This window comes from Streptomyces celluloflavus, from assembly GCA_000720995.1.
Taxonomy (GTDB): domain Bacteria; phylum Actinomycetota; class Actinomycetes; order Streptomycetales; family Streptomycetaceae; genus Streptomyces; species Streptomyces celluloflavus.
Genome location: JOEL01000023.1, coordinates 36,704 through 60,731 on the forward strand (window position 1 = coordinate 36,704; position 24,028 = coordinate 60,731).

General features: G+C 73.2%; 22 protein-coding genes. 17 read left to right on the forward strand and 5 right to left on the reverse strand.

Going from position 1 to position 24,028, the window contains the following annotated elements; translation table 11 throughout:
- Positions 1 to 55 precede the first annotated feature (55 nt).
- The 3 genes from IH09_RS21500 (at position 56) to IH09_RS21510 (ending at position 2,946) form a co-directional block, all read left to right on the forward strand.
- On the forward strand, positions 56 to 574 hold the full coding sequence (locus IH09_RS21500; protein WP_052858907.1) for a PH domain-containing protein: 519 nt from the start codon (positions 56 to 58) through the stop codon (positions 572 to 574).
- Entirely contained in the window at positions 571 to 2,247 is a 1,677-nt protein-coding gene (locus IH09_RS21505; protein ID WP_110952479.1) for a PH domain-containing protein, read from the forward strand. The genes IH09_RS21500 and IH09_RS21505 overlap by 4 nt, the downstream gene beginning before the upstream one ends.
- 285 nt (positions 2,248 to 2,532) lie before the next feature.
- On the forward strand, positions 2,533 to 2,946 hold the full coding sequence (locus tag IH09_RS21510; RefSeq protein WP_052858830.1) for a spore wall synthesis regulator SsgD: 414 nt from the start codon (positions 2,533 to 2,535) through the stop codon (positions 2,944 to 2,946).
- An 86-nt stretch (positions 2,947 to 3,032) separates the two neighbouring features.
- Here the strand turns inward: IH09_RS21510 and IH09_RS21515 are convergent, their stop codons facing one another.
- Positions 3,033 to 3,809 (reverse strand): polysaccharide deacetylase family protein, encoded by a 777-nt coding sequence (locus IH09_RS21515; RefSeq protein ID WP_052858832.1) that lies wholly within the window; start codon positions 3,807 to 3,809, stop codon positions 3,033 to 3,035.
- Positions 3,810 to 3,962: 153 nt separating this feature from the next.
- On the opposite strand from IH09_RS21515, the gene IH09_RS21520 reads away from it, so the two are divergent.
- The 8 genes from IH09_RS21520 (at position 3,963) to IH09_RS21555 (ending at position 14,088) form a co-directional block, all read left to right on the forward strand.
- Entirely contained in the window at positions 3,963 to 4,670 is a 708-nt protein-coding gene (locus IH09_RS21520; RefSeq protein WP_052858833.1) for a response regulator transcription factor, read from the forward strand.
- Positions 4,667 to 6,331, forward strand: coding sequence for an ATP-binding protein (locus tag IH09_RS21525; RefSeq protein WP_172450761.1), 1,665 nt, complete (start codon positions 4,667 to 4,669; stop codon positions 6,329 to 6,331). Before IH09_RS21520 ends, IH09_RS21525 begins: the two co-directional genes overlap by 4 nt.
- The gene (locus IH09_RS21530) at positions 6,328 to 6,903 is read left to right on the forward strand and encodes a GerMN domain-containing protein (RefSeq protein WP_052858835.1); all 576 of its coding nucleotides are present in this window, start codon (positions 6,328 to 6,330) and stop codon (positions 6,901 to 6,903) included. Before IH09_RS21525 ends, IH09_RS21530 begins: the two co-directional genes overlap by 4 nt.
- 100 nt (positions 6,904 to 7,003) lie before the next feature.
- Positions 7,004 to 7,405 carry a DnaJ family domain-containing protein gene (locus IH09_RS21535; protein WP_052858837.1) on the forward strand — a complete coding sequence of 134 codons (402 nt, stop codon included), beginning with the start codon at positions 7,004 to 7,006 and terminating at the stop codon, positions 7,403 to 7,405.
- A gap of 186 nt (positions 7,406 to 7,591) precedes the next feature.
- Positions 7,592 to 9,484, forward strand: a complete 1,893-nt coding sequence (locus IH09_RS21540) for a methylmalonyl-CoA mutase family protein (RefSeq protein WP_052858841.1) — start codon at positions 7,592 to 7,594, stop codon at positions 9,482 to 9,484.
- Entirely contained in the window at positions 9,484 to 11,709 is a 2,226-nt protein-coding gene (gene scpA / locus IH09_RS21545; protein ID WP_052858843.1) for a methylmalonyl-CoA mutase, read from the forward strand. Before IH09_RS21540 ends, scpA begins: the two co-directional genes overlap by 1 nt.
- A 13-nt stretch (positions 11,710 to 11,722) precedes the next feature.
- The gene (gene meaB / locus IH09_RS21550; protein ID WP_052858909.1) at positions 11,723 to 12,742 is read left to right on the forward strand and encodes a methylmalonyl Co-A mutase-associated GTPase MeaB; all 1,020 of its coding nucleotides are present in this window, start codon (positions 11,723 to 11,725) and stop codon (positions 12,740 to 12,742) included.
- Positions 12,743 to 13,011: 269 nt separating this feature from the next.
- Positions 13,012 to 14,088 (forward strand): DNA-binding protein, encoded by a 1,077-nt coding sequence (locus IH09_RS21555; RefSeq protein ID WP_190233366.1) that lies wholly within the window; start codon positions 13,012 to 13,014, stop codon positions 14,086 to 14,088.
- Positions 14,089 to 14,177: 89 nt separating this feature from the next.
- Here the strand turns inward: IH09_RS21555 and IH09_RS21560 are convergent, their stop codons facing one another.
- A complete protein-coding gene (locus IH09_RS21560) occupies positions 14,178 to 14,687 on the reverse strand; it encodes an ATP-binding protein (protein WP_052858847.1) in 510 nt (169 codons plus the stop codon).
- Positions 14,688 to 14,885: 198 nt separating this feature from the next.
- Between IH09_RS21560 and IH09_RS21565 the strand changes: the two genes are divergently transcribed.
- Together IH09_RS21565 and IH09_RS21570 are read left to right on the forward strand one after the other, a co-directional pair.
- Positions 14,886 to 15,128 carry a DUF397 domain-containing protein gene (locus IH09_RS21565; protein WP_052858848.1) on the forward strand — a complete coding sequence of 81 codons (243 nt, stop codon included), beginning with the start codon at positions 14,886 to 14,888 and terminating at the stop codon, positions 15,126 to 15,128.
- A gap of 91 nt (positions 15,129 to 15,219) precedes the next feature.
- On the forward strand, positions 15,220 to 16,128 hold the full coding sequence (locus IH09_RS21570) for a helix-turn-helix domain-containing protein (RefSeq protein ID WP_052858851.1): 909 nt from the start codon (positions 15,220 to 15,222) through the stop codon (positions 16,126 to 16,128).
- Positions 16,129 to 16,263: 135 nt separating this feature from the next.
- Here IH09_RS21570 and IH09_RS21575 read toward each other — a convergent pair whose 3' ends face one another.
- Positions 16,264 to 17,079, reverse strand: coding sequence for an SAM-dependent methyltransferase (locus IH09_RS21575; RefSeq protein ID WP_052858853.1), 816 nt, complete (start codon positions 17,077 to 17,079; stop codon positions 16,264 to 16,266).
- A gap of 553 nt (positions 17,080 to 17,632) precedes the next feature.
- Between IH09_RS21575 and IH09_RS21580 the strand changes: the two genes are divergently transcribed.
- On the forward strand, positions 17,633 to 18,319 hold the full coding sequence (locus IH09_RS21580) for an ABC transporter ATP-binding protein (RefSeq protein ID WP_052858911.1): 687 nt from the start codon (positions 17,633 to 17,635) through the stop codon (positions 18,317 to 18,319).
- A gap of 201 nt (positions 18,320 to 18,520) precedes the next feature.
- On the opposite strand, the gene IH09_RS21585 is transcribed toward IH09_RS21580, so the two are convergent.
- The gene (locus tag IH09_RS21585) at positions 18,521 to 18,907 is read right to left on the reverse strand and encodes an SCP2 sterol-binding domain-containing protein (protein ID WP_094793252.1); all 387 of its coding nucleotides are present in this window, start codon (positions 18,905 to 18,907) and stop codon (positions 18,521 to 18,523) included.
- 320 nt (positions 18,908 to 19,227) lie between these two features.
- On the opposite strand from IH09_RS21585, the gene IH09_RS21590 reads away from it, so the two are divergent.
- The gene (locus tag IH09_RS21590; RefSeq protein ID WP_240150492.1) at positions 19,228 to 20,091 is read left to right on the forward strand and encodes a class I SAM-dependent methyltransferase; all 864 of its coding nucleotides are present in this window, start codon (positions 19,228 to 19,230) and stop codon (positions 20,089 to 20,091) included.
- Between the two features lie 60 nt (positions 20,092 to 20,151).
- On the opposite strand, the gene IH09_RS21595 is transcribed toward IH09_RS21590, so the two are convergent.
- Complete coding sequence (locus IH09_RS21595) at positions 20,152 to 20,658, reverse strand: DUF6314 family protein (protein ID WP_052858913.1); 507 nt, start codon at positions 20,656 to 20,658, stop codon at positions 20,152 to 20,154.
- Positions 20,659 to 20,884: 226 nt separating this feature from the next.
- Here IH09_RS21595 and IH09_RS21600 point away from each other — a divergent pair, with 226 nt between their 5' ends.
- The gene (locus IH09_RS21600) at positions 20,885 to 22,354 is read left to right on the forward strand and encodes an aldehyde dehydrogenase family protein (RefSeq protein WP_052858859.1); all 1,470 of its coding nucleotides are present in this window, start codon (positions 20,885 to 20,887) and stop codon (positions 22,352 to 22,354) included.
- Positions 22,351 to 24,018: an APC family permease gene (locus IH09_RS21605; RefSeq protein WP_094792588.1), complete on the forward strand. Its 1,668-nt coding sequence runs from the start codon at positions 22,351 to 22,353 to the stop codon at positions 24,016 to 24,018. Before IH09_RS21600 ends, IH09_RS21605 begins: the two co-directional genes overlap by 4 nt.
- Positions 24,019 to 24,028: the final 10 nt, after the last annotated feature.

The window sequence follows — 24,028 nt, forward strand, 5'->3', positions numbered from 1 at the left end:
TACCGTTATAACGTACCGGTAATCAATACGATTGACTTGGAAACCGGTGACCCTGATGCCCGAGCACCCCGCGCCACTTCTGCGCCCGCCCCGCCATCGCGTCGATCCCCGCGCCCGCGCCTGGTGGACCCGCCAGGCGCTGCTGACGCTCAGCGGCCCGCTGCTGCTCACCGCGCTGGCCCTGGCCGTGCTCTCCGTACTGTTCTTCCCCGGCGCGCTGCCGTGGCTGGGCCCACTGCTGCTGGCCGTGCTCGTGCTGCCCGCCCTCGGCTATCTCCTGGTGATGCCGCGCCTGCGGTACGCCGTCCACGCCTGGGAGCTGGGTGAGCGCGCGGTCTACGCGGCGGGCGGCTGGCTCTGGCAGCAGCGCCGGATCGCGCCGTTGTCCCGGGTGCAGACGGTGGATACCGTGCGCGGCCCCCTCCAGCGGCGCTACGGGCTGGCGACGGTGACCGTCACCACCGCCTCCACCGCGGGCGATATCAAGATCGCGGGGCTGTCCGACGCCGACGCCGAGGAGTTGTCGCGCCGGATCGGCGAGGCCGCGCAGGACGTGCCGGGTGATGCCGCATGAGCGCCCCCGAGCCCGTCACCGCACCGGGCGGGCCGCCGCCGTGGCGCCGGCTGGATCCGCGCACCCTGCTGGTGCACTGCGGCTGGCTGGCCGCACCGCTCGGCTCGCTCGCGCTCACCGCGCTGGCCACCGGCGGCCGGATCGGCACCGGGGCATGGATCACGCTGGCCGCCGTCGCCGTCTCGTTCGCCGTCGTCACCGCGCTCGGCCTGATCCGCTGGGCCCGGACGGACTTCCGGGTCACCCACGACACCCTCGACGTGCGGAGCGGACTGCTGACCCGGCGGCTGCGCAGTGTGCCGCTGCACCGCATCCGCACGGTCGATCTGACGGCGTCACCGCTGCACCGGCTGCTGGGCGTCACCGTGCTGCGCGCCGGTACCGCGGGTTCCGCGGACGGCGGGGGCGAGCTGACCCTGGAGGCGCTCTCGGTACCCGAGGCGGACCGGCTGCGCACCGCGCTGCTCGCGCACGCCGACACCGGGGCGGCCGGCGAGGACCCGGTGCTGGCCCGCGTCAACTGGCGCTGGCTGCGGTACGCGCCGCTCACCTTCTGGGTCGTCGGCGGGGTGTTCGTCGTGCTGGGCGCCGTCTACCGGGTACTGGACGGCATCGGCATCGAGCCGTGGAAACTGGGCTTCGTCCAGCGGGCGTTCCGGGAGTTCGGGGCGAGCATGCTGTGGCTGACCGTCCCCGCGGTGCTGCTCGCCGTCGTCGCCCTGGGCTCGGCCGGCGCCGTCGTCCTCTATATCGAGGGCTGGTGGAACCACACCCTGGAGTGGGCCGACGCGCGCACACTGCGGGTGCGCCACGGACTGCTCACCACCCGCTCGGTCACCATCGAACGGGCCCGGCTGCGCGGGGTGCTGCTCCGCGAACCGCTACTGCTGCGGGCCGGCGGCGGTGCGACGGTCCGCGCGGTGGCGGGCGGGCTCGGCGACCGCGACGAGAACCGGCGGCGCAGCGCGCTGCTGCCGCCCGCGCCCCGCCGGGAGGCGCTGCGGGTGGCGGGCGGCGCCCTGCGGTCCCCCTTCCCCGACCCGGAGCCGACGCCGGGGACCGGTCGGGCGCCGGACACGCTGACCCGGCATCCGCGGGCCGCCCTGCGCCGGCGGCGGACGCGCGGCCTGCTCTTCGCGGTCCTGCCCGGCACGGCGGTCCTCGCGGGCCTCGGGGTGGCGTTCACGCCCGTACTGCTGCACTGCGCCTGGATCTACGCCGCCCTCACGATGCCGGCAGTGTGGTGGCTGGCCCACGACGCGTACCGCAATCTGGGGCACGGTGTACGCGGCCGCCATCTGGTCGTCCGCTCGGGCACCTTCAGCCGCGACACCCTCGCCCTCCAGCGCGAGGCGGTCATCGCCTGGACGTTCACCACCTCCCCGTTCACCCGCCGGGCCGGCCTCGTCGCGCTGACCGCGGCGGTCGCGGCGGGCGAGGACGGCTACCGCATTCCGGATGTCGCCGCCGACCGCGCCCCGGCCTTCGCCGCGATGGCCGCCCCGGGAATCCTGGAGGAATTCCTGCTGCGTCCGGACGAGGCACCGCAGAGGGTTCCGGCATACGGCGCACCCGGCGCGAAGCAGGTGCGGAAGGGGGCGACGGAAGCCACCGGGTGGACGAGGCGGCCGGCCGTCGATGGCGTCAACTCCCCCAACACCAAAGGGAGTTGACCGAGGCAGCGGGTCAGGTGCGCGGCGCGGCCGGGTGAGCGGGCACCGACCGCACGGAAGGCGCAGAAGCGGCCAATTTCGGCATATATTGCGCATTCCCGCTGGATCCACGGGTACGACCGGCCTTCCGGATCCATTTCCAGGCCCTGCCCGCTACCCCGATTCACACCCGGGATTCACAACATGACGCAGATCACACACCTGTCGCATGCACGGCGGGCACGGACGCGCCGTCCTACTCCATGCGCCATGCCCATGACCCGACACCGTGAGGGAGCCGCCGCGATGGACCGAGTCATCGATCAAGCCGTCAAGGTCCGTCTCATCGCGACGGCGCCCGGCCCGCACGCGGTGCCCGCGGTGCTGCACTATCACCTCGCCGATCCGCTCGCGGTCCGGATGTCGTTCCCGCCGGAGATCTCACTGGACGGCGTCGCGGTGGACTGGGCGTTCGCCCGGGAACTGCTCGCCGAGGGACTGTCCTCCCCGGCCGGCCGGGGAGATGTACGGGTGCGGCCGTGCGGCCCGGACCGCACCGTGATGGAGTTCCACGCGGACGAGGGCATCGCCATGGTCCAGCTGGACACCGCGGACGTCCGGCAGTTCCTGACGCGCTCCTACGCGGTGGTGCCGGCCGGACGTGAGCCGGCGCACCTGGGCGTCGAGCGCGGCCTCGCGGAGCTGTTCGGCGCGGCGTGAGGCGGCACCGGCGGCGGGGCCCGGCGCCCGGCCGGAACCCCTCGGTCCGCCCGCATCCGCCGCGCCGCCCCCACCGTGCGGCACGCTCAGCGCTGCGGGAAGCCGAAGCCGTAACCCTGCTGCTGCATCCACGGCAGCAGCTCCTCCAGCGCCGCCACCGTCCGGGCGCGGTTGCCGCCGCCGTCGTGGAAGAGGACGGTCGGGCCGTTCGACAACTCACCGCGGACGGTCGCCTCGATCGTCGCGACGCTGCCGCCCTCGAAGTCCTTGCTGTCGACGTTCCAGCCCAGCGGGCGCATCCCGTGCGCCGCGGCGAGCTGCCTGCTGTAGGGGGTGAAGGCGCCGCCGGGCGCGCGGTAGTACTCCACCTCCGCGCCGCCGGACGCGTCCTCGATCATCTTCCGGGCGTCGAGGATCTGCTGCGACTGGTAGCTCTGCGACCGGTGGTCCATGGCGGTGTTGTGGTCCATGGTGTGGTCGCAGAGCTTGTGCCCCGCGGCCACGACCTTCTTGACCAGCTCCGGGTGGGCCCGTGCCTGCGGGCCGATCATGCAGAACACCGCCTTGACGTCGTACTTCTTCAGCACCGCGAGCGCCTTCGGGGTCCAGATCGGGTCCGGGCCGTCGTCGATGGTGATGTTCAGGCTGCGGCCCGGCCGGTCCGAGGCGTGCACGATGGACGGGTCGATCTTGGCGGCCGCGGGGGTACGGCCGGCCTGCTGCCCCGTTTCGGGGGCGTCGGCACGGGCCTGGGAGCCGTCGCCGGACGGGGTGAACGCGAGCGCCCCCGCGACGACGAACGACACCACCGCTGCCGCCGCCGCTCCGATGATGCCACCCTGGATGCCGAAGCGCCGTGCCATGTGAACCCCGTCCCTTGTGCCGTGCCCGTGTGCGTACCGTATGACAGCGGGCGGATGCGTACGCCGGCCGCCCTGCACCACGACAGATGCTCAGAATTCCGGGCAGGCTCCCCCTGTTACGGATCCATCATGAAACTTATTGATACTGAACCCATGCCACGTGTACTTCTGATCGAAGATGACGCCGCCGTACGGGACGGAGTGACGCTCGCGCTCCGGCGTCGCGGTCACGAAGTGGAGGCCGCAGCCAGCGGCGAGGAGGGCCTCGACGTCCTGCCGGCCTTCCGCCCCGACATCGTGCTGCTGGACCTGATGCTGCCCGGCAAGGACGGTTTCCAGGTCTGCCGGCTGATCCGCGCCGAACGCCAGCTGCCGATCATCATGCTCACCGCCCGCGGTGACGACCTGGACGTGGTCCTCGGACTGGAGGCCGGCGCCGACGACTACATCATCAAGCCCGCCCGCGGCGAGGTCCTGGAAGCCCGCATCCGCGCCGTGCTGCGCCGTACCGCGCTGCCCGCCGACGGTGCGCCCGCCGTCACCGAACCGGGTCCTTCCCCGGTCGAGACCTACGGCGAGCTGGCCATCGACCGGGCCGGTCTGGTCGTCACCAAGGGCCGCAAGGACCTGCCGCTGGCGCCGTCGGAGATGAAGCTGCTGCTGTTCCTGTCCGCCACCCCGGGGCAGGTCTTCAGCCGCCAGCAACTGCTCGAACACGTCTGGGAGCACAGCTACCACGGCGATGCGCGGCTGGTCGACGCCTGTGTGATGCGGCTGCGGACGAAGATAGAGGACACCCCGCGCAGCCCCCGTTACGTCCAGACCGTGCGCGGCTTCGGCTACCGCTTCGGACCGCTGTGAGGCGCCTGACCCGCCTCGTACCGACCCGCTCGCAGCTGGGCGGGCTGCGGGCCCGGCTGGTCGTCGCCTTCCTGCTGGTCGCCGCCGTGAGCGCGCTGACCACCGCGGGGCTGACCTACCGCGAGGCCCGTAACGCCATCCTCCAGCGTTCCCAGGACGCCGCCGTCAACGATCTGCGGGCGCAGGTCAATTCGCTGGCGCCGGAGCTCGCGGTGCCGCCCTCCCAGGCCGATCTGGATTCCTTCCGGGTGCAGTTGGAGCGCTCCGGGAAGTCCCGGGACTGGGACGTCTCCGTCTACTACCACGGTCTGCCGGAGAGCAGCGAAGGCGGTCTGCGCCGCGATGTGGTGATGCCGGCGGGCGTCATCGACTCGGTCGAGAAGCGCCATGTGCCGGTCTTCCAGCGGGTGGACCGCGGCGGCGATCCCTGGCTGGTGATCGGGATGCCGGTCCGCGAGTCGACCGGTTCGCCGTCGCCGCTGTCCGTCTACGCCCAGCTGCCGCTGCGGGCCGAGGAGGCCAATGTCGAGGCGCTGGTGAGCGCCGCGCGCGGCGGGGCGGTGCCGGTGCTCGCGCTGGCCGTGATCCCGGCCCTGCTCGCCGCGCGCGGTGTGCTGCGGCCCGTACGGGGGCTGCGGCAGGCCGCCGGGCGGATCGCCGAGGGCAAGCTGGACACCCGGCTGGAGGTGAAGGGCGCCGACGAACTCGCCGATCTGTCCCGCACCTTCAACGACATGGCCGCGAAGCTGGAGGAGAGCGTGGCCGAGCTGCGCCGGCTGGAGTCCAACGCCCGGCGCTTCGCGGCCGATGTCTCGCACGAGCTGCGTACGCCGCTCGCGGCGATGGCCGCGGTCACCGACGTCCTCGACGAGGACGCCGAGTCCCTCGATCCCGACACCGCCGCCGCGGTCCGGCTGATCAGCCAGGAGACCGGCAAGCTGGCCCGGATGGTGGAGGACCTGATGGAGGTCTCCCGGTTCGACGCGGGGGCCGCGGCGCTGCACCTGGACGAGGTGGACGTCGCCGAGACCATCCGCAAGACCCTCCAGGCCAGGGCCTGGCAGCAGCGGGTGACGGCGGACCTGGCGCCCGGCGTACGGGCCCGGCTCGACCCCCGCCGGCTGGACGTGGTGGTCGCGAACCTGGTGGGCAACGCCCTGCACCACGGCGGCGAGCCCGTCCGGGTGCTGCTGCACGCGCCCGAGCCGGGTGCGGAGCGGCTGCTGATCGAGATCTCCGACAGCGGCCCCGGTATCGACCCCGAGGTCCTGCCGCACGTCTTCGACCGCTTCTTCAAGGCGGATTCGGCCCGCGCCCGGTCCGAGGGCAGCGGTCTGGGCCTGGCCATCGCGCTGGAGAACGTCCGGCTGCACGGCGGAACGGTACGCGCCGCCAACGCCCCCGAGGGCGGCGCGGTGTTCACCGTGGATCTGCCGCTGCACCACGGTGAGCGGACCGCCACGGCCCAGGACACGGCCACCGACGACCCGGCGGAGGACGATCCGGCCGCGGCCGCGGCGGGGTACCCGACGGCCGACGCGGTCGAGCGGGCCGCCGCGTACGACGCGAAGCACCCGGCCGCCGCCCTGCCGGCCACCGCGGCCACCGACGACGGCCGGGACGCGCTGCGTCCCCCGGCCGGTAAGGAGAGCGAGGCATGAGCGCCCGCAACGCCCCGACCGCCGCACGGGCCGGACGGCTCGCCCTGGGCGGCCTGCTGGCCGGTGCGCTGGCCGGCTGCGGTATCGCGCCCACCGACGTCATCGACGCGGGCGTGCCCGCCTCCGGGGTGAAGGCCCCGGGCCAGCCCGTCTCCGATGTCCAGCTGTTCTTCTACGGACAGTCGGGGCTCCGCTCGGCGACCCGGCCGACGAAGACGCCGGCCGGTCCGCAGAGCGCACTCGACCTGCTCCTGGCGGGCCCGGACCACGCGGAGCGGATGCGCGGGCTCTCCAGCGTCCTGCCGAAGTTCTCCGGCCCGCTGACGGCCGACACGACCGAAGGCCGGGTCCAGATCACCTTGCCGAGCATGCGGGCGCTGAACTCCGCCGCGATGAACCAGCTGGTGTGCACCGTGGCCAACGCCCAGGTCCCCGGGCACAAACCGCCGGGGCAGGTCCTGGTGACCCTGATGGACGCGCAGACCCGCGTCGGCCCCATGATCTGCGGCGGCAACAACGCCTTCCCGGTCATCGAGCCCAGCCCGACGGAGTCGTCGCCGCCCACGCAGTAGGCGGCCGGGGCGCGCGGGCGGGGGCGCGTTACGGTGGAGGGAGGCACCCGCCTGGCACGAAGAGGATCGGACGGCCCTGAGACCTCGGGAGACCCACACGATGACCGAGCGCAAACCACCTGGTGTCAGCTTCGAGTCGTGGATCGACAAGCAGATCCGCGAGGCGACGGAGCGGGGTGACTTCGCCCATCTGACGGGCGCGGGCAAACCGCTCGCCGGTCTCGACAAGCCGTATGACGAGCTGTGGTGGGTCAAGGAGAAGATGAGCCGGGAGAACCTCTCGTACCTCCCGCCGACGCTCGCCCTGAGCAAGGAGGCCGAGGACGCGCTGGAGGCGGCGTCCAGGGCTCCCTCGGAGGCCGCGCTGCGCCGCATCCTGACGGCCGTCAACGACAAGATCCGCGCGGCGCACCGCGTTCCGCTGGAGGGCCCGCCGCGCCCGCTCGTCCCCTTCGACATCGACGAGGCCGCCCGCGACTGGCGGGCCCGGCACGGTCGTTAGCGGCGGGTCGGCCCGCCGGACAGGGCGGGCCGGCCCCTTCCGCACCGCGCACCCCGCCCCGGATACGAACAGGCGCGGGACGCACGAGCACCCGGCCGACCGGACGGGTGGACCCGCGGCCGAAGAGGGCAAGGTCACAGCGGGAGCCCCTGCTCCCGCTCGTACCCGTTCCCCTAGCCTGCTGCCATGACCGCCGAGTCCCCCGAACTCCCCCTGGCCGCCGCGTTCCCCGAAGCGGACCGAGCACAGTGGCAGCGCCTCGTCGAAGGCGTGCTGCGCAAGTCGGGCGTCACCGAGGCGTCCGGCGCCGCCGCCGAGGACGCGCTCGCCACCGATCTCCAGGACGGGATCCGCGTCCGTCCGCTGTACACCGCCGAGGACGGCGGCGGTGCCCTGGGCCATCCCGGTTTCCCCCCGTTCGTCCGGGCCGGGCGCCCCCAGGGCGGCGCCGTCGCCGGATGGGACGTACGCCAGCGCCACACGGACACCGATCCGCGGCGCGCCAACGCGGCGGTCCTCGCCGATCTGGAGAACGGTGTCACCTCGCTCTGGCTGACCGTCGGGGACGGCGGGCTGCCGGTGTCAGGGCTGGCGGCGGCCCTTGAGGGCGTCTATCTGGACCTGGCCGCGGTGGTCCTGGACGCCGGCGCGGACTTCGCCCCGGCCGCCGAGGAACTGCTGCGGCTGCACGCCGTGTCCGAGGCTCCGCTCGGCGAGGCGGCCGGCGGGCTCGGCGCCGACCCGCTGGGCCTGCTCGCCCGCACCGGTGACGCCGGCGCGCTCGGCTCCCGGCTGGCCGCGGCCGTCGGGCTGGCGCTGCGCTGCGCGGACGAGGCGCCCGGGATGCGGGCGCTGGCCGTGGACGCGCTGCCGTACCACGAGGCGGGTGGCTCGCCCGCCGAGGAGCTGGGGACGTCGCTGGCCACCGGCGTCGCCTATCTGCGGGAGCTGACCGGGGCCGGTCTGGATATCGACGCGGCCTGCCGGCAGCTGGAGTTCCGCTACGCCGCCACCGCGGACCAGTTCCTGACGATCGCCAAGCTGCGGGCGGCCCGCCGGCTGTGGGCGCGGGTCGCCGAGGTGTGCGGCGCGTCGCCCGCCGCGTCCGCCCAGCGCCAGCACGCGGTCACCTCGTCGGTGATGATGACCCGTCGCGATCCGTGGGTGAACATGCTGCGGACGACGGTCGCCGGGCTGTCCGCCGGGGTGGGCGGCGCGGACGCGGTGACGGTGCTGCCGTTCGACGCCGCGCTGGGCCTGTCGGATGCTTTCGCCCGGCGGATCGCCCGCAACACCCAGTCCGTGCTGCTGGAGGAGTCGCATCTGTCGAAGGTGATCGACCCGGCGGGCGGTTCCTGGTACGTGGAGCGGCTCACCGAGGAGCTGGCCCGCGCGGGGTGGGCGTGGTTCCAGGAGATCGAGGGCGCGGGCGGCCAGGCCGCCGCGCTGCGCTCCGGGCTGATCGGCGAGCGGCTGGCGGCCACCTGGCGGCGGCGCTCGGCCGATCTCGCCCACCGCCGCGAACCGATCACCGGCGTCAGCGAGTTCCCGCACCTCGGCGAGGTGCCCGTGGTGCGCGAGGCGGCCCCGGTGCCGGCGAGCCGGGGGTCCGGCGGACTGCCGCGGGTGCGCCGGGACGACGCGTACGAACGGCTGCGGGCCCGGTCCGACGCGCACCTGGCGGCGACCGGGTCCCGTCCGAAGGTGTTCCTCGCGGCGCTGGGGCCGGCGGCGGTGCACACCGCGCGGGTCGCGTTCGCCGCCAACCTCTTCCAGGCGGGCGGTATCGAGGCGGTCCACGAACCGGCGTCGGTGGACGCCGGGTCGGTGGCCGAGGCGTTCGTCCGCAGCGGGGCGGGCGTCGCGTGCCTGTGCTCGGGCGACGCGGTCTACGCCGAGCAGGCGGCGGCCGTGGCGGCCGCGCTGAAATCGGCGGGCGCGTCGCGGGTCCATCTGGCGGGCCGGCCCGGCGAGCGCCGGGCGCACTACGTAGAGGCCGGCGTGGACTCCTTCGTCTTCGCGGGCTGCGATGCGGTCGAGGTCCTCACCTCGGCCCTGGACGTCATGGAGGTGGCGTGATGGACGACACGACGCGACGGGCGGGCGCCATCCCGGACTTCAGCACGGTCGGGCTGGGGGACGCGGGCGGGGCCGGCGGCGGGGCCGAGCGGTGGGCGGACGCGGTACAGCAGGCCACCGGCAAGAGCGTCGCGGACCTGACCTGGGAGACGCCCGAGGGCATCGACGTCAAACCGCTCTACACCGAGGCGGACCTCGGCGGGCTGGACTTCCTGGGCACCTACCCGGGCATCGCGCCGTATCTGCGCGGCCCGTATCCGACGATGTACGTCAACCAGCCGTGGACGGTCCGGCAGTACGCCGGCTTCTCCACCGCCGAGGAGTCCAACGCCTTCTACCGGCGCAATCTCGCCGCCGGCCAGAAGGGGTTGTCGGTCGCCTTCGACCTGCCCACCCACCGCGGGTACGACAGCGACCATCCGCGGGTGACCGGCGATGTCGGCATGGCGGGCGTCGCCATCGACTCGATCTACGACATGCGCCAGCTCTTCGAGGGCATCCCGCTGGACCGGATGACCGTGTCGATGACGATGAACGGCGCGGTGCTGCCGGTGCTGGCGCTGTACATCGTGGCCGCCGAGGAACAGGGCGTACCGCCCGAGAAGCTGGCCGGGACCATCCAGAACGACATCCTCAAGGAGTTCATGGTCCGCAACACCTACATCTATCCGCCGCAGCCCTCGATGCGGATCATCTCCGACATCTTCGCGTACACCGCGCAGAAGATGCCGCGCTACAACTCCATCTCGATCTCCGGCTACCACATCCAGGAAGCGGGCGCGACGGCCGACCTGGAGCTGGCGTACACCCTCGCCGACGGGGTGGAGTATCTGCGCGCGGGTCTGGCGGCGGGGATGGACGTGGACGCGTTCGCGCCGCGGCTGTCGTTCTTCTGGGCGATCGGTATGAACTTCTTCATGGAGATCGCCAAGCTGCGGGCGGCCCGGCTGCTGTGGGCCCGGCTGGTGCGGGGCTTCGACCCGAAGAACCCCAAGTCCCTCTCGCTGCGCACCCATTCGCAGACCTCGGGCTGGTCGCTGACCGCGCAGGACGTGTTCAACAACGTCACCCGGACCTGTGTGGAGGCGATGGCCGCGACCCAGGGGCACACCCAGTCGCTGCACACCAACGCGCTGGACGAGGCGCTGGCGCTGCCCACCGACTTCTCCGCCCGCATCGCCCGTAACACCCAGCTCTTCCTGCAACAGGAGTCGGGCACCTGCCGGGTCATCGACCCGTGGGGCGGCAGCGCGTACGTCGAGCGGCTCACCCACGATCTGGCGCGGCGGGCCTGGCAGCACATCGAGGAGGTCGAGGCGGCCGGCGGGATGGCCAAGGCCATCGACGCGGGCATCCCCAAACTGCGGGTCGAGGAGGCCGCGGCGCGCACCCAGGCGCGGATCGACTCGGGGCGGCAGGCCCTGATCGGCGTGAACAAGTACCGCGTGGCGAGCGACGAGGAGATCGACGTCCTCAAGGTCGACAACTCCGCGGTGCGCACCCAGCAGATCGAGAAACTGCGGCGGCTGCGCGCCGAGCGCGACGAGGACGTCTGCCAGGACGCGCTGCGGGCGCTGGCGGCGGCGGCCGGGTCCGCGCCGGGTCCGGGCCTGGCGGGCAATCTGCTGGCGCTGGCCGTGGACGCGGCCCGCGCGATGGCGACGGTCGGCGAGATCTCGGACGCCCTGGAGTCGGTGTACGGGCGGCACTCCGGCCAGATCCGTACGATCTCCGGTGTGTACCGAGACGAAGCGGGTCCCTCCTCCGGTGTGGAGCGCACCCGGGCGCTGGTGGCCGAGTTCGAGCGCGCCGAAGGGCGCCGGCCGCGCATCCTGGTGGCCAAGATGGGCCAGGACGGCCATGACCGCGGCCAGAAGGTGATCGCCACCGCCTTCGCCGACCTGGGTTTCGACGTGGATGTCGGCCCGCTGTTCCAGACCCCGGCGGAGGTGGCCCGGCAGGCGGTGGAGGCCGATGTGCACATCGTCGGGGTGTCCTCGCTGGCGGCCGGTCATCTGACGCTGGTGCCCGCGCTGCGCGAGGCGCTGGCCGCGGAGGAGCGCGAGGACATCACGGTCGTGGTGGGCGGGGTGATCCCGCCGGCGGACGTGCAGACGCTGCGCGACATGGGTGCCGCCGCCGTCTTCCCGCCCGGCACCGTCATCCCCGACGCCGCCCACGACCTGGTCCGGGACCTGGCCTCGGTCCTCGGCCACGAGCTGTGAGCGGGTGCCCGCCATGCCTGTCAGCATCGATGTCGACCGCTACGCCGAGGGGGTCCGGGCCGGCTCCAGGGCCTGGATCGCCCGCGCCGTCACACTGGTGGAGTCCACCCGCGCCGACCACCGGGCGGCGGCCCAGCGGCTGCTGATCGCGCTGCTGCCGTACTCCGGCGCGGCCCGCCGGATGGGGATCAGCGGGGTGCCGGGCGTCGGCAAGTCCACCTTCATCGACGCGCTCGGCACGCTGCTGACCGGCGCCGGGCACCGGGTGGCGGTGCTGGCAGTCGATCCGTCCTCCAGCCGGACGGGCGGCAGCATCCTGGGCGACAAGACCCGGATGGAGCGGCTGGCGACCGACCCGGCGGCGTTCGTCCGCCCCTCCCCCACGTCCGGCACGCTCGGCGGGGTGGCGCGGGCGACCCGCGAGTCCATCGTGGTGATGGAGGCCGCGGGCTACGACGTCGTCCTGGTGGAGACGGTCGGCGTCGGCCAGTCCGAGACCGCCGTCGCGAACATGGTCGACACCTTCCTGCTGCTGACGCTGGCGCGCACCGGCGACCAGTTGCAGGGCATCAAGAAGGGTGTGCTGGAGCTGGCGGACCTGGTCTCGGTCAACAAGGCCGACGGTCCGCACGAGCGGGACGCCCGCTCCGCAGCCCGCGAACTGGCCGGTGCGCTGCGGCTGTTGCAGCCCGCGGACGCGGTCTGGACCCCGCCGGTGCTGACGTGCAGCGCCCGCGAGGGCACCGGGCTCAAGACGGTGTGGGAGCGGATCGAACAGCACCGCGCCCTGCTGGAGTCCACCGGCGCGCTGGCCGAGCGGCGCCGCGCCCAACAGGTGGACTGGACCTGGGCGATGGTGCGCGAACGGCTGATGGACCGCCTCCGGGACCATCCGGAGGTGCGCCGCCTGGGCCCCGGGGTCGAACGGGAGGTCCGCGCGGGCGAGATCACCGCGACACTGGCCGCCGAACGGCTCCTGACGGCGTTCGGACTGCCGGACGGCTCCCCCGATGGTGTGCCGGACGGGCGGTAGTTGGGGCCGTGAGGCGGCCGCGCCGGGCGGGTCGCCCCGGGGCCGGGCGCGGCCGTACCGGCGGTGCCCGGCCGGTCCCGCCGCACGCCGCCCCTGATCCGGCCCCTTCCGGGTTAGGGGAGTTGCCCTACTCCCCTCGGTGTAGACGGGGCCGGGCAGTGGTCCGGGTGCAGTAGGGGAAACAGCAGCCCTGCGTACGACGACGCCCGCCGGACCGGCCGCGAGGATCGAACCCAGACAGCGGCCGACCAGGGCCGCAGCGTCCAGGAGTGGGAGATCACGCTGTGCCGAGCCCGTACCGCTACACCACGCCCGCCGCCCCCAAGGCGGCCACCGGTGAGACCGCCGCCGTGTACCGGCAGTTGGACCTCGACCTGGGTGTCCGGCGGGCGCCGGCGTTCACGGTGCTGTCGGCCGCGCCCGCACTGCTGGTGGCGTCCTGGGTGGCGGTGCGCGAATCGCTGCTCGCGGGCGGCGCACCCCGGGACGCCAAGGCGCTGGTCGCGGCCGGAGTCGTGCGGGCCACCCCCGGCGCGGTCCGGGTGGCCGGGCATCTGCCGGCCCCGCACGTCGTCGGCGGCCGCCGGTTCGCCGAAGCGCTCGGGACCGGCGGCGCCCCCGAGGACGCCGCGCACGCCCGGCTGCTGGCCTGGGGCGCGGCCACCCACACCCCGGGCGCCCCCGAACTGGCCGACCCGCCCTTCCCGCCCGGCCACGCCCCCGAATACCTCGGCACGGCGCTCGCCGCCCATTTCGTCGGCCGTATCGCCGCCGCGCTGCTCACCGAGCGCGCACCGGCGGGCCCCCGGCGGCTCCGGTCGGCGGTGCGGGCGCTCGGCGGGCGGTCTGGGACGGCTGCCGAGCGGCGCCCGCCGCGTCCCGGGGAGAGCCTGGCGCTGCTCGGCGGCGGCTGCGGCCCCGAGCCGTCCTGGGCCGACGGGGCGCCGGTCGGCGCGGGGTTCGCGGCGCTGCGGCGCGCCGCGACGGCGGACAGCCCGGCGCTGACCGACGCGGTGCGCACGACGGTGCTGGCGGCGGTGACCGACTGGGACGGCGGCCGTCCGCCGACGGCGCGCTCCTGGCTGTACGGGTCGTTGTCCGCGCTGCGCGGCGCGGACCGGCCGGCCGCCGCGCTGGCGCTGCTCGGCGCGCTGGCACCGGATCAGGTACGCGACACCGACATCGAGTTCTGGCGGTCCACCGCACCGGACCGGACGGCCGGTGACGCCGATCTGGTCCGGCTGATCGCCTTCGGCGCGTACGCGGCCGCCGCCCGCGTCGAGGCGTCCCTCGCCCCCGCGACGCGCCGCCGGTCCGGTGCGCCCGCCGGCCTCCCCCGGCCCTGACGCGCGCCCCTCGCGGCGCACGACCGCCGTATGCGATCCGACGCGGAGCCGCCCCTGGTGTCCTCGCCGGTCATCCGTCGCCGGGCGCGTCAGCCGCGCGTCGAGACGGTGGCCCAGACCGTCTTGCCGGAGCCGTCCGGCGGTGTCCAGCCCCAGGATTCGCTGAGCCGGTCGACGATGTGCAGCCCCCGCCCGGACTCGGTGAACTTGTCGAGGGACCTGACGACCGGTGCGCCGCTGCCGGAGTCCGAGACCGCGCAGAGCACGGTGGCGTCCCGGCGGGTCAGGGCGAGCCAGGCGGGACAGACGGCGCGGGACCGCACGGCGGCGGCCGCGTCGTCGGCGCCCCGGCCGGTGCCGTGGCGCAGGGCGTTGCTGACGAGTTCGGAGACGACGAGCGCGGTGTCGTCGGCGACGGCGGCGCACACCCGCCAGCCTTCGAGCGTCGACCGGGTGAAGCGGCGGGCGTCCGCGACCGTCCGCGCGGAGCGGCTGAGCCCGCAGGCGGCGAAGCCGCGGGGGCCCGGTATCCACCAGGCGTCGTCACACCGTCCTTCCCGAAGGGCGTCGTGCACGGTCTCGGCCGGATGTGTGGTCATCACGATCTCCGCGAATGAGGCTTTTCGGGGGCTGGGCCGGGTGTCCCGGGACGGCTAATATCCTGGGTGGCCGCCCGCCGCTGCAAGTGCATCTGCAATTACATCGGCAAGGACGGTCGTTCAGGGGCTTGTTCACGCCAACGTGATCGCAGGCTCGGGATCGGTCGGAGGCACGTCCTCCAGCAAGGAGCAGCTGTTATGGAGCCGGTGACCAACGGCATACGGGCGACCAGCATCGAGCACGCCGTATGGCGCAAGAGCCGCCGCAGCAATCCCAGCGGCAACTGCGTTGAGCTGGCCGTTCTTTCCGACGGCGGGGTGGCGGTGCGCAACTCCCGGTATGCGTCGGGTCCGGCGCTGATCTACACCCGCGACGAGATGGCGGCCTTCGTCCAGGGCGCCAAGGACGGCGACTTCGACGACCTCGTCGGCCGAGGCTGAGGCATATGTCGGCTGGATAGTCCCCATCGCTGTACGTACGTTCGTAGCGATGGGACACTGGGCGCTCACCCGACCACCCAGGGGAGTCACCATGATCGCCGCGCAGCCGAGCCACGACCCGTCTCTGCGTCGCTATCTAGAGCACCCACGCGGCGGCCCGACCGTGCTCCGCATCGTGCTCGGCACACAGCTGCGCCGGCTGCGCGAGGCGGCCGGCGTCACCCGCGAGGCCGCCGGGGACGCCATCCGCGGCTCGCACGCGAAGATCAGCCGCCTGGAGCTCGGCCGGGTCAGCTGCAAGGAGCGGGACATCTCGGACCTGCTGACGCTCTATCACGTCACGGACGAGGCGTTCCGCGCCGACTTCCTCGCCCTGGCCCGCCGGACCGGCACGCCCGGCTGGTGGCATCAGTACGGCGATGTGCTGCCCGGCTGGTTCGAGACGCATATCGGTCTCGAAGAGGCCGCCTCCGTCATCCGCACATACGAAGTCCAGTTCGTTCCGGGCCTGTTGCAGACGGCGGACTACGCCCGTGCCGTCACCCAGCTCGGCCACCCGCGGGCCTCTGCGGAGGAGATCGAGCGCCGGGTCGCGCTGCGCCTCCAGCGGCAGGCGCTGCTGACCGCGCCCGACGCACCGCGACTGTGGGCGGTGGTGGACGAGGCGTCGCTGCGCCGCCCGCTCGGTGGAGCGCAGGTGATGGCGGGTCAGCTGCGTCATCTGCTGGCGGTATCACGGCTGCCGAATGTCACGCTCCAGATCGCACCGTTCAGCCTCGGAGGTCTCGCGGCGGCCGGTGGCCCGATCACGATCCTGCGGTTCCTGGAGCCGGATCTGCCCGACATCGTGTACCTGGAGCAGCTGACCAGCGCGCTCTATCTGGACAAGCGCGACGACGTGGATCACTACCTCGCCGTGATGGACCGGCTGAGCGCGCAGGCGGAATCGCCGCGCGAGTCCCAGGAGATGCTGGAGAGGCTGCTGACGCAGGCGAGCTGACGGAGCGCCGGCGGCGACGAGAAGAGGGACGGACCTCAAAGGCCCGTCCCTCTCTTCTTCATCTCCCCCGGCGGCGTCCGCGGCCAGCGCCCGTCATCGGCGCCCACTGACAGCGCCCACGCCGGTGTCCGCGCGCTACGGCTTGCGGGCGATACCGCCGAACTCGATCCATTCCATGGAGAGTTGCTTGGGTCCCAGATCCGAGTCCGGCATCCAGGTGGAGACCTCCACGAGACCGGGCTCCAGAATCTCCAGACCCTCCAGGTAGGACGCCAGCTCGTGCTCCTGCCGCACCCGGCCCCACTGGCCGTGCGTGCTGACCCGCATGAACTCGGTGACGAAGTCGCGGGTCGCCGCGTCCTCGCTGACCAGCTGGCACACCACCAGGAAGCTGCCCGGCGCCAGCCGGTCGGCGACCCGCCTGATCAGCGCCGCGGGGTCGTCGGAGTCCGGGATGCAGTGCAGCACCGAGACGAAGAGGGCGGCGACCGGCTCGTCGAAGTCGATCAGCCGCTCGACCTCGGGGCTGGTGAAGATGCCCTCGGTGTCGCGCATATCGGCCTGGATGACGGCCGTGTTGGCGTTCTCCTCCAGCAGCGCGCGGCCGTGCGCCAGCACGATCGGGTCGTTGTCGACGTAGACCACCCGGGACTCCGGATCCACCTGCTGCGCGACCTGGTGGACGTTGTCCTGCGTCGGCAGACCTGATCCGTGGTCGATGAACTGGCGGATGCCGTGTTCGCGGGCCAGCCAGCGGACCGCCCGTTGCAGGAAGCGCCGGTTGTTGATCGCCAGCACCTGGGTGCTCGGGGCGGCCTTGCTCAACTCCTCGCATGCCTCGCGGTCGACGGCGTAGTTGTCCTTGCCGCCCAGGTAGTAGTCGTACATCCGCGCCACACTCGCGATGCTGACATCGACGACACCGGACCGCGGCTGTATTTCCTGGCTCATTCCACACTTTCCCGTCGCTATGACATCCACCGCCCTGCGGGCGCGACGACCGTGCCACGACGGACGACCGCTTCGGTGCAGTGCCCAACATACCCACCGGATGGCGGTTGTTGCAGGCGAGCGGCGCACTCCCGGGCTCGGGCGGGGGCGAGTTGCCGCTCGCGGCCGCGGGGCGGGCATCCGCCCGGGGTGCCGATCAAGAGGGCGCAACCGGCCACCCGGGGTCCGCCGGGCACGGCCGCCGTGGCCGCGGCCGACCGGTCCGCGGCGCCCGGCTCCCGCGCCGCCGGTACCTCGTACGCCCCTCCGCGCCACGCCACGGGCTCCGGCCCACGAGGCTCGCCGGCGTCCGCGTCCCGGCGCCCGGCCACCGGCACCCGCGCCGGGAAATCTCATCGAGCTCTCACACAGTGCTTATCACCTCGTCACACCGCGCCCCTACCGTCCTCGGCAGGCCCGTCACCGCCCCGCCCTGCCCGGATTGCGCCGCTACGAGCCCTCACCGCACAGCCGCTCGGCGCCCCCGGCCGACGGAGCCCAGAGGAGAATGCACGTGTACCACCTGACCGGCGTCACCAAGTGCTACCGACGCGGCAGCGAGCTCGTACGGGCCCTGGACGGCATCGGGCTCTACGTCGAGGACGGTGGCACCCTGGTCGTGCGGGGCCCGGCGGACTCGGGCAAGTCGACCTTGCTGCGCATCCTGGGCGGTCTGGAGCGCCCCACCCACGGCAGTGTGGAACTCGACGGCACGGACCTGGCCACGCTCACCGAGTCCCGGCTGAGCCGGATACGCGCCGAGTCGATCGGGCTGGTCCCGCGCCGCGGCGATCTCACGCCCGGCCTCACCGCGCGGCAGAACGTGGCGAGCGCCCTCGTACCGCTGCGGCTGCGGCCCGCCGACCGGTGGGAGCTGGCCGGTGAGGCCCTGGAGGAGGTCGGCGCGGGCGGTCGACTCGACCGGATTCCGGCGGAGTTGGACGAGGTCATGCGGCGGCGCGTGGCGCTGGCGCGGGCGCTGGTGAAACGGCCCACGGTGCTGCTGGCGGACCAGCCGACCGCCGGGCTGGACGGCCCCGGCGCCCGCGACGGCTTCGCCGACCTGCTCGAACGGCTGTGGTGGCAGGGCCGGTTCACCTGGATCGTGGTCACCGAGGACGATGCCCTCGCCCGGCGGGCGCCGCGACTGGCAACGATGTCGCGGGGAACGCTGACGGCGGCGCCCCGTACCCACGGCTGAACGGACGACGGCGGGCCTGCCCGTCCGTGTCTCCATGTCTCCGTGTCGGCGCGGGCGTCGGCCTCCTCGGTGGACGGGCCGGGCGACGGCGCGTCCGACCGGGGCCTTCGGTGTCGGCGGCCGGCCTGGCGGTGGGAGCGGCGAGCTCGGATGCCCGCGCACCGACGGGTGCCCGCCCGGGGGCCGCCGTGACGGCCCGTCCTACGCCTTGGGGATGTCGAAGTAGCGGTTCAGCCCGGCGGCGAGGCCGAGGTCGCCGGACGCCTTGAGCTTGCGGGTCAGGACCATCTTCACCGGGTTGCCGTTGCCGGAGACGAGTCGGAGGAACGCGGCGTCGCCCATCATCAGCGTCAGCTGCGCCTCGGTGTCCGTACGGCCCTCGCGGACGGTGCAGACGCCGTCGGCGATGGTGGTCTCGTAGACCACCTCGGACTCACCGGTGATCCGCCAGCGGATCAGGGCGCTCAGCGCACCGGCGGCCGCCGGCCGGAACTGCCGCTCCATCCGCCCGAAGACCTCACCGAGCACCCGCGTCCGCAGCTCGCCGTGCGCGATCTCGTCGATCTGCCCGCCGGTCAGCCCTTTCATGATCTTCGCGAACTCTTCGGGGGTGACGCTCGCGAAGTCGAGCCGGGCCAGGAGGGCACGCACATCGTCGGCCACGGAGACACTCCTTACCAAAAAGTAAACTTACCAGTAAGTAAGATTACGGTGCGGCAGTGGGCCCGGCAAGCAGGTGACGGAGCCTCCGGAGGGCGGCGGCGCAGGGGTGTCCCGGCGGTCTGGCCGGTCGGCCGCCGGGCCGGTAGAAGAGGTGGATGACCACAGAGCAGAGTCAGCCGATGACCGGGGCCGCGCCGTCCGCCGAGGCGGCACCGGCGGCCGGGGGGACGCCGTCGACCGAGGAGATGGTCCTGGCCAACCAGGCGAACTGGGACGCCCGCACCCCCGTCCACGTCGCCAGCGAGTTCTACGGCCTGGACGGGTCCCGGACCGCCGAGGACTGGTTCGCGCCATTCGAATGGACGGATCTCGGCAGCCTCCAGGGGCGGGACGTCCTGCATCTCCAGTGCCATCTGGGCACCGAGACGGCCGCGTTCACCGAACGGGGTGCGGCGCACACCGTGGGCCTCGACTTCTCCGCCGCGGCGGTCGCCGAGGCCCGGCGGCTCGCCGCGGCGGCGGGCCGGGACGTGGAGTTCGTCCGGTCCGATGTCCACCGGGCCGTGGAGGCGCTCGGCGACCGCCGCTTCGATGTCATCTACACCGGCAAGGGGGCCCTGTGCTACCTGCCGGACCTGACCGTCTGGGCCGGTGTCATCAGCTCGCTGCTGCGGCCGGGCGGCACCTTCTATCTGGTCGAGTTCCACCCGCTGCTCGACGCGCTCGGCCCGACGACCAGCCCGGACCCGCAGCAGCTCCGGCTCCATTACGACTACTTGGGCGGGCGCGGCCCCATCAGGAGCGATACGCCCCGCACCTACACCGATGGCCCGCCCCTGACGGGTGCAACGACGAGTTACGAGTGGCGGCACGGCATCGGCGAGGTCGTCTCGGCCGTCACCGGCGCCGGGCTGACCGTCCAACTGATCCGCGAGACCGAGCTGCTGCCCTGGAAGCGCTTCGACGCCATGGTGCCGGCCGACAACGGCTGGTGGCGCCTGCCGCCGTCGGAGCCGGTCATCCCCCTGCTGTTCGCGCTGCGGGCGGTGAAACCGGCGGCCGGCCATGTCCCGCCGGGTGCCCGGTCCGGCCACGGCGATACGGCGTAGACGCAGACGCAGACGACGGCATTGGCATCGGCATGGACGGCGGACGTCACGGCGGCGGCGCTACGGAAGCGGAAGCCGGTCCAACGCGTCGGCGAGGGTGGCACCGTCCGCCGCGCGCCGGTAGACCGAGCGCAGCAGCTGGTCCTTGGCGGGGCCGCCGACCCGCCACACCAGGTGCCAGGCGTCCGCGCCGACGGCGGTGAAGGTCCCCGCGTACCGGTCCGCGGCGCAGGGGTGGGCGGCGGTCCACCGGCCATCGCGCAGATCGAGGTCGTGAAAGGGCCGGCCGTCGGCGAAGGCGATCTGCGCGGTGCCGTCCGGCCGGGGCCGCAGCCGCAGCGTCCGGCCGGCCGGATGCACCGTCCCGCCCCAGGTCAGCTCGCCCTCCTCGGTGTGCAGCAGCCCGTCCCCCGCGGGATCCGGCCGGAAGTCGGCCAGGCCGCGGAAGCTGCCCTCGGCGCCGGACCGCAGATCCTGGACGGTGCGTGCGACATACCAGCGGCCGGCGAGATACGCCGCCACGTCGGGGACCGGGTACGGGGCGGGGCGGCCGGGCTCTGAGCACATGGACACCATGGTCCCCGCCGCCCTCACCCGGCGCCGCACCGCCCCCGCCACACCCGTGCCCCTCCCCCGGCCCCGCGTACCGTGCGGACCCACCCCGGCCGTCCTACTCTCGGTGCAGAGACCGTCACCGAGGCCCGCCCGGCGCCCCGGCGGGCCGTACGCCGTCGCTCGGGCATCGGGCCCGCCACAGCGGTCTCGTACGGGACCGGAGACCGGAGGCGCGACCATGCCGGAGCTGTTCATCGGCGGTCAGTGGACCGCAGCGGCCGACGGGCAGGTACGGGAGATCCGCTGCCCCGCGGACGGCATACCGGTCGCGACCGTCGACGAGGGCGGGCCGAAGGACGCCGCCGCCGCGATCGCCGCGGCCCGTACCGCCTTCGACGACGGGCCGTGGCCGGGAACACCGGCCGCCGAACGGGGCCGGCTGGTGCTGCGCGTCGCCGATCTGCTGGTGCGCGACAAGGCGGAGCTGGCCCGTGCCGAATCCCTGGACACCGGGAAGCGGCTGGTCGAGAGCGCCTACGACATGGACGACATCGCCAACTGCTTCCGCTATTTCGGCAACCTCGGCGCGGCCGGCGGTACCGACCGGGTCGTGGACACCGGCCAGCCGGAGACGGACAGCACGGTGCGGCACGAGCCGGTCGGCGTCTGCGCGCTGATCACCCCGTGGAACTATCCGCTGCTCCAGACAGCCTGGAAGGTCGCCCCCGCCGTCGTCACCGGCAACACCTTCATCCTCAAGCCCAGCGAACTGACCCCGCACACCGCCATCCACCTCATGCGGCTGCTGGCCGAAGCCGGGCTGCCGGACGGCGCCGCCAATCTGGTGCTGGGCGCCGGGCCCGCCGTGGGCGCGCCGCTCACCCAGGACCCGCGGGTGGACCTGGTGTCGTTCACCGGCGGGCTGGTCACCGGGCGGCGCATCATGGCGGCGGCCGCGCCCACCGTGAAGAAGATCGCCCTCGAACTGGGCGGCAAGAACCCCAACATCGTCTTCGCGGACGCCGAGTTCGACACCGCGGTCGACTACGCGCTGATGGCGGTCTTCCTGCACTCCGGTCAGGTCTGCTCGGCCGGCGCCCGGCTGCTCGTCCAGGACGAGCTGCACGACACGTTCGTGGACGAGCTGGTGGCCCGCGCCCGGCGGATCCGGCTCGGCGGCCCGTTCGACGAGCACGCCCGCACCGGCCCGCTGATCTCCGCGGCACACCGCGAGAAGGTCGCGGCGTATGTCGCGGCCGGGCTCGACGAGGGCGCCGTACTGCGCTGCGGCGGTGCGCCGCCCGACGACCCGGCGCTGCGGGACGGCTTCTACTATCTGCCGACCGTGCTCGACGAGTGCACCCCCGATATGTCCGTCGTGCGCGACGAGTCGTTCGGCCCGGTCCTGACGGTGGAGCGGTTCCGCACCGAGGACGAGGCCGTCCGGCTCGCCAACGACACCGTGTACGGCCTGGCCGGGGCGGTGTGGACGCAGGACGCCGGGCGGGCGCGCCGGGTGGCCGCCCGGATGCGCGCGGGCACGGTCTGGATCAACGATTTCCACCCCTATGTGCCGCAGGCCGAATGGGGCGGTATGAAGCAGTCCGGGGTCGGGCGGGAGCTGGGGCCGACGGGGCTGGCCGAGTACCAGGAGGCCAAGCACGTCTGGCGCAACACGGCGCCGCGTCCGCAGAGGTGGTTCGAGTGAGCGCGGCCGGCTCCGGAACCCCCGCCGAACCCGACCGCCCCGGGCCCGCCCGTCCCGGATCCGCCCGCCCTGGATCCGCCCGCTCCGGCGCCCGGCCCGGGACGCGGGCCGCGCGTACGGACACCGGGACGGCGCACGACGACGAATCGCTCGCCGAGTTTGGCTACCGGCCCGAACTCAAGCGCACGCTGGGCAACTTCCACACCTTCGCCGCCGGCATCAGCTACATCTCGATCCTCACCGGCACCTTCCAGCTCTTCTACTTCGGGGTCAACCACGGCGGCCCGGCCTACTGGTGGTCCTGGCCGATGGTCTTCCTCGGCCAGCTGATGGTGGCCCTGTGCTTCTGCGAGCTGGCCGCCCGTTATCCGGTGGCCGGTTCGATCTACAACTGGGCCAAGCGGCTGGGCGGTCCGCACGTCGGGTGGCTCGGCGGCTGGATGATGCTGACCGCCACCATGGTCTCGCTCTCCGCCGTGGCGCTCGCCTACCAGGTGACGCTGCCGCAGATCTCCTCGTGGTTCCAGTTCATCGGCAACGGCACCGGCCGGACCGATGCGGCGGCCAACGCGGTGGTGCTCGGCACCGCGCTCGTCACGTTCACCACCCTGGTCAACGCCTTCGGCGTCAAACTGATGGCCCGGATCAACTCCGCGGGCGTCACGATCGAGCTGATCGCCGCCATTGTGCTGATCATCCTGCTGGCCGCGCACACCACCCGCGGCCCCAGCGCGCTGCTCGACACCCACGGTCTGGGCAGCGGCCAGCCGTTCGGCTACCTCGGCGCGTTCCTGACCGCGTCCCTGGCCTCGGCCTATGTCATGTACGGCTTCGACACGGCCTCGTCGCTCGGCGAGGAGTGCAAGGACCCGGGCCGCAACGCGCCCCGCGCGATCCTGCGGGCGCTGATCGCCTCGTTCCTCATCGGCGGGCTGATCCTGCTCTTCGCCCTCCTGGCGGCGCCCGATCTGCACTCCAAGCGGCTGACCGTGGACGGCCTCCAGTACGTGGTGCTGGTGACGCTCGGCTCGACCATGGGGCAGCTGGTGCTGTGGTGCGTGGTCATCGCGATCACCGTGTGCGAACTGGCGGTGCACACCGCCGGCATCCGGCTGGCGTTCGCGATGGCCCGGGACAACAACCTCCCCGCCGCCTCACTGCTCGCCAAGGTCAGCCCGCGCTTCCGCACCCCGGTGCTGCCCGCGGTCATCATCGGGCTGGTGGCGATCGGCATCCTGGTGCTCAATGTGAACCAGCCGCAGATCTTCTCGGTGCTCACCAGCATCGCGATCATCATGATCTACCTGGCGTATCTGCTGGTCACCCTGCCGATGCTGGTCAAGCGGCTGCGCGGCACCTGGACACCGGCGAAGGGCAAGTTCTCGCTCGGGAAGTTCGGCCTCCCGGTGAACATCCTCGCCGTGCTGTGGGGCGCGGGGATGTCCCTCAACCTCGCCTGGCCGCGTGCCGTGGTCTACAACGCCACCGGTCCGCAGCACTGGTATCTGCGCTGGGGCGCCTTCCTGTTCATCGGCATCGTGGGGCTCGGCGGGTTCACCTACTACTGGTTCGTCCAGCGCAAGCGCACCGGTGTGCTGGCCGGTCACGCCGCTCTCGCCGACCCCGCCGACCCCACTGCCCCCGCCGGTCCCACCTTCCCCTGATCTGGAGACG